Genomic DNA, 6,000 nt, shown 5'->3' with positions numbered 1-6,000 from the left:
CAATGTTTCTCTTTCCTGAAGCACTTCTAAAACGACCTTCGTTTTAAATCCTGCACTGTAACTTTTTCGCTTACTCATGACAACAAATTTAATACTTTTTTTTAATGATTACTGTTGTCTAAGTTTCGGGGGTAATTATATCCTTCCTTGGGATAATATTTTTTCGGAAGGTTCATTGATCTCCGATATTTCCGGGGTTTGTTTTTCATAGGTACGGATATGTTCTAATAAATCATCATGATTTATATCAAATGCTTCGCAAAGTTTTATCGTCAATTTTTCGGATGCACCCCTCTTGTCATTTTTTATAAGGTTAATATATTGAGGTTTAACTCCTATTGAAGCTGCTATTTCTGTGTACGGAATGCCTTTCTCTTTCAGGTATTCTATTTGTTTAATAAACCACTCTTTCCGTATATTTGCAATATTTAACATAATAATAAATCAAAAAGATGTATTTATTTTTGTTTGATAAATCTAAATGATTTATCTTTGTGGCTTTCGATTTAGAAAGCGTCGCTAAAGATACGAAATTTTTAAGAAAAAAAATATGGGGGAGATACTAATGAAACACGGGGAACGGAAGGAGATCGCTAAGATGTTCAATGTTAGCGAGGTAACCGTTCGTAATGCATTGAAAGGACGCACACAAAGCGAACTTTCAAGGAGGATAAGAAGAATGGCAATTCAGAGAGGCGGTATTGAGGTGGATGACTCGAAATCCATGTAAGAGTTAGTTGGTTACACGTTAATAAATCTATTCATAAAAAAATCTTTAGGCAACAGCCTATCTGATTTTAATTTAATTAATCTCTCAATGAAAAAAACAAGTTGGATTATTATTTATTTTTTTGTTTTTCTAATGCCGCTATCCTTGTTAGGACAAACTCAGAATCTTATAAGAGGAGTTGTGGTTGACGGAGAAACGGGAGAGACTCTCCCCGGAGTTACCATTAGGGTTGTGAATTCAACAAGAGGAGTAACAACGGATCTGGATGGCACATTCGAAATTAGAGCCTCTTCAACAGACAAACTGGAGTTTTCCTACATTGGTATGGAGTCACAGGTTATTGAAGTGAAGGGTCAGACTCGTATTGATGTTACGCTGTACCCCCTCGCCAGTGAGCTGGATGAAGTAACAGTGGTCGCATTTGGAAGGCAGAAGAAGGAGAGTGTGATCGCATCCATCGAAACGGTGAATGTGAAGGATTTGAGGATGGTTTCTTCCAACCTTACTACGGCATTTGCAGGAAGGATACCGGGTATCATCTCGTATCAGACTACCGGGGAGCCCGGTATGGACAATGCACAGTTTTTTATCCGTGGTGTGACAACATTCGGATATAAAGCCGATCCGCTGGTCCTGATCGATGGATTTGAGGCAAGTACAAGCGATCTGGCGCGTATTCAGCCTGATGACATCGAGAGTTTTTCAGTATTGAAAGATGCTTCCGCAACCGTGCTTTATGGTGCACGCGGTGCCAACGGGATCATTATCGTCAACACAAAAAGTGGTCAGGAAGGGAAGGTCAGAGTATCTGCCCGGTTAGATGTGAATGTTGCAACCCCCACTAAATTACTGAAATTACTCGATGGCGTGGAATACATGCGCTTGTATAATCAGGCGCTTGTTTCCCGCTACGATGACCAGGAACATAGAGCCGATGATATTCCTACCCCTCCATGGTATAGCGAAGAAAAAATCAGGGCAACGGAACGGGGTGATAACCCGATGATTTTTCCCAATATCAATTGGTATGATATGCTTTTCAAGAGGCAAACATATAATACCAAAGCGAATGTAAACCTGTCGGGTGGTAGTCCAATGGCTACCTATTATGTAGCTGCGGGATTCGATCATGAAACCGGGTTGCTTAAGGTGGATAACCAGGATAATCTGAATAATTTCAATAATAATATTAATATTAACCGTTTCCATTTACGTAGTAATGTCGTATTTAACTTTGGCAAAACCACAAAACTGGATACACGTATTTACGGCCGTTTCGAAAGATATAATGGCCCTTATGTGGATGCGGGCGATATATTCAGGATGGTGATGGATAGTAATCCTGTCGATTTTCCTGCTGTTTGGGAGCCTGATCAACGCAATGAGTCCACACGCTGGACGTTATTTGGAAATGCTGATCCCATGAAGGTGAATCCTTTTGCACAAATGGTGAGAGGGTATAAGGAGAGAAATGAAAATACCATTACTGTGCAAGGTACATTACAACAGGATCTGGATTTTCTACTTCCCAATCTGAGATTTCAGGGCAAGGTCTCTGCAAGTACATGGAATTCCAATACCGGATCCCGAAGTTACACGCCCTCTTATTATGCGCTTGAACAATATGATGCGTTTGTCAACGAATACACACTGTATAATCTGACGCCGAACAATGTGCCCTATCTTGGCGATACAGAAGCATCCAGGGATGGAAACACACATTTTTATTTCGAAGGCCGTTTGAACTGGGATCAGACCTGGGACAGACATTCCGTATCATTGATGACTGTGGGAATACAGGAAGAAAAAATCCTTACCAACGGCCAGGGCGGTTCAATTTACTATACGCTTCCGGAACGTAACCTCGGTAACTCCGGACGCGCTTCCTACGATTATGATAAACGCTACTTCCTGGAGTTTGCATACGGATATAATGGTTCCGAAAAGTTCTATGGAAAAAATCGCTTCGGTTTTTTCCCATCATACGGAATAGGGTGGATTACGTCGAATGAATCTTTTTGGAATGAACAGTTACAGAATCTGTTTCCGCTTCTGAAATTCAAATTCACCTACGGTAGAGTAGGGAATGATGCTATTGCAGGGCGGGAGAATCGGTTTTTTTATCTCTCCCGTATTGTTTCCGGCGGAGGACAATATCAATGGGGACGAATTTTCAGCGCAACTTACTCCGGATTTCATTTTGACCGCTATGCCAATCCCGATATATCGTGGGAAACGGCACAAAAATACAATTTGGGTCTGGAATTAGGATTCTTTAAAAATGAAGCCTTGAAGTTGCAGGTGGATGTCTTCAAGGATTTACGGGAAAATATATATATGAGGCGTGAGAATTTTCCGGAAACAACAGGATTTCAAACGGCAATCCATGGTAATGTGGGTAAGGTTTCTTCTCAGGGTATTGATGGGTCATTGGACTTTAAACATTCCTTCAACAAGAATTTTTGGTTGACTGCACGTGCCAATTTCACTTTGGCCACGAATAAGTACCTGGAAAAAGATGAAAAAAATTATCGCGATGAGTACTTGAAATCTATCGGGTATCCGATAGACCAATCCTGGGGTTTGATAGCCGAGCGGCTTTTCGTGGATCAGGAGGAGATAGATAATTCCCCCCGCCAGGAATTTGGCGCCTATATGCGTGGCGATATCAAATATAAAGATGTGAACGGTGACGGAGTGGTGAACGATAACGACCGGGTCCCCATGGGATACCCCACCAAACCAGAGATGCAATACGGTTTTGGAGCATCAACAGGCTATAAAAATGTAGATTTTTCATTTTTCTTCCAGGGTAACGGGCATGTAGCATTTTACATTGATCCGGCGGGGATGGCTCCGTTTGTCAATCGCCGCAATGCACCCGAGATCATTGCCCGTGATTCCTGGAGTGAAACCAATCCTGACGTGCATGCCTTCTGGCCACGTCTGGCCACATACCAGGTCAACAATAATATACAACGCTCTTCCTGGTGGTTACGTGAGGGAAGCTTTCTCCGGCTAAAAACAGCTGAGTTCGGGTATAATATCCCCTATGCGAAGCTGTTAAATATAAGTAGTATGAGATTTTATCTTAGTGCGGAGAATCTGTTTTCAATCAGTTCTTTCAAACTGTGGGACCCGGAAATGGGGGGAAACGGCTTGTCGTATCCGATCAATAGGCGATTTAACCTTGGGTTGCAAGTAAATTTCTAACTTTAAAAATGAAAGATAATGAATTATGATTTTAGAAAATATAGAGATAAATTAATCGCTTTGGTAATGGCATTGTTCACTCTTTCCGCATGTGCCGATTTTCTGGACATAGTGCCCGACAATACTATTACACTGGAAGATTATTTTGCCAACAAAGAGATGGCATACAATGGGTTGAGTAATGTTTATGCAGGAATCCCCAATAACCATCTTATTCATAACACAGAATGGCTACTCGGAGACGATTGGTTGGGGCAGATGAATGCCACTATAGCACAGAGTGGCCTGGTGGGAACAAGAATCATGGAAGGGTCTCAGAACTCCTCCTCTCCACTGCTGGCTTATTGGGAGGGAAGCAATTATGCAACGGATATGTATGAGACAATCCGTTCAGCCAATACTTTCCTGCAATATATCGATCTGGTGAAAGATATGTCCGATGATGAAAAAAAGCAATGGATCGCGCAGGTAAAATTCCTGAAAGCCTATTTTCATTTTATTCTGATCCAGCATTACGGGCCGATAACGATCGTAGATGAAAATCTTTCCCCCAATGCTACTGCCGAAGAACTATTTGTAAGCAGGAAGAAAGTAGATGAATGTTTCGATTATGTGATCAACCTTATAAAGGAATCCATTCCCGATTTGAATAACGATATCATGGAAGATCAGTTGGGGATGGTAGATCAAACTGCGGCAAAAGCAATACTTGCAAGAGTGATGCTGTTCAGGGCAAGCCCTTTGTTCAATGGAAATAAAGACCTGTTCGGCGATTTTTATGATCATGACGGAAGCCCGTTTTTTCCCATGGATGAGGAAGGATCGGCGCGTTGGACCCAAAAATGGAAGGAAGCCTTGGATGCGGTCAATGATGCCATTGCACACGCGGAAGGTGAAGGACGCAGGCTATATGAATTTGAGGAACAACCCTACAAATTTGACCAGGATGACTGGAATGCCAATACGGAGACTATGCGGCACCTATATTCGCTGCGTATGCTGATTGTAGACCCGTGGAATAAGGAGTATATCTGGGGGAGAACCTATTCCATGGGGCAGGGCGGAACCATACAGGATGCAAGCAATATTCGCCTCCCACGTACATTTACCAGTGGGGTACAGGAAACAACTGCCAATTCATGGAACTGGGCAGGAGCAACTTTCCAGATGATGGCCCGCTATTATACACGGAACGGATTACCCATAGAGGCGGACAGGACGTATGACCGGAATAACATGTATCGGACCGTATCTACGCCTGAAGCTGATTCTGAAGAGTATAAGCCTCTTCAGGGAATTCTTCAGCCGGGCATTATGACCATCAACATATACCTTAACAGGGAACCCCGTTTTTATGCTAATCTGGGAATAACAGGCGGATATTGGCGCGGCCATCAGTACCGTATAGAAACCCAAATGTATGGAGGAACTCCAGGTGGATATGATCCCAGCATAAGCCAAACCGATTTCTTTTGGACAGGGATTGGAGTTCAGAAATTTGTGCATCCCGAATCGAAATCGGGACACTGGATTCGTCAGGGACATTTTCCATACCCCATCATCCGTATGGCAGACCTCTACCTGATGAAAGCCGAAATCCTGAACGAGTTGAATGGTCCAAGCCAGCAAGTGTATGATGAAATTAACAAAATAAGACAACGTGCCGGGATTCCGAAAGTGGAGGACGTTTGGTCCGATCCTAACTTGTGCAGTGGTTTGTATTTGAACAGGCATTTGACCAAAGAAGGGTTACGGGAGATTATTATGCGCGAGAGAAGTATAGAATTTGCTTTCGAGGGAAGCCGGTATTGGGACGTAGTCCGTTACAAAAGAGCTACTGCCGAATTCAATACTCCGGTTACGGGCTGGAGAGGAAACTCTTTTGGTTCACAAAACTTTTTCCGGCTTGAAGTCAAGCAACGCCGCAGGTTTTTAAACAGGAACTATTTATGGCCTATATCACTGGACGAAATGAACACCAACGCAAATCTTATCCAAAGCCCGGGATGGTGATATTTAAATTTGAATAGATTTACAAAATTTGAAATTCATAATGT

The 6,000-nt window shown here is 42.5% G+C and carries 4 protein-coding genes; 3 read left to right on the top strand and 1 reads right to left on the bottom strand.

Translation table 11 applies throughout. From position 1 onward, the window contains the following. Positions 1 to 135: 135 nt before the first annotated feature. Positions 136 to 435 (bottom strand): helix-turn-helix transcriptional regulator, encoded by a 300-nt coding sequence (locus tag VB073_RS00630; protein ID WP_323402196.1) that lies wholly within the window; start codon positions 433 to 435, stop codon positions 136 to 138. A gap of 115 nt (positions 436 to 550) precedes the next feature. Between VB073_RS00630 and VB073_RS00625 the strand changes: the two genes are divergently transcribed. From VB073_RS00625 to VB073_RS00615, 3 genes are all read left to right on the top strand, one after another. Next, positions 551 to 730 carry a hypothetical protein gene (locus tag VB073_RS00625; RefSeq protein WP_323402195.1) on the top strand — a complete coding sequence of 60 codons (180 nt, stop codon included), beginning with the start codon at positions 551 to 553 and terminating at the stop codon, positions 728 to 730. A gap of 87 nt (positions 731 to 817) precedes the next feature. Next, positions 818 to 3,943 (top strand): TonB-dependent receptor, encoded by a 3,126-nt coding sequence (locus VB073_RS00620; protein ID WP_323402194.1) that lies wholly within the window; start codon positions 818 to 820, stop codon positions 3,941 to 3,943. A gap of 18 nt (positions 3,944 to 3,961) precedes the next feature. Further along, the gene (locus VB073_RS00615; protein ID WP_323402193.1) at positions 3,962 to 5,956 is read left to right on the top strand and encodes a RagB/SusD family nutrient uptake outer membrane protein; all 1,995 of its coding nucleotides are present in this window, start codon (positions 3,962 to 3,964) and stop codon (positions 5,954 to 5,956) included. The last annotated feature ends 44 nt before the right edge of the window (positions 5,957 to 6,000 follow it).

The sequence above is a fragment of the Proteiniphilum sp. genome, assembly GCF_034927365.1.
Taxonomy (GTDB): domain Bacteria; phylum Bacteroidota; class Bacteroidia; order Bacteroidales; family Dysgonomonadaceae; genus Proteiniphilum.
The sequence above is the reverse complement of the archived record's forward strand: the minus strand, read 5'-3'. Positions and strand labels throughout refer to the sequence as shown.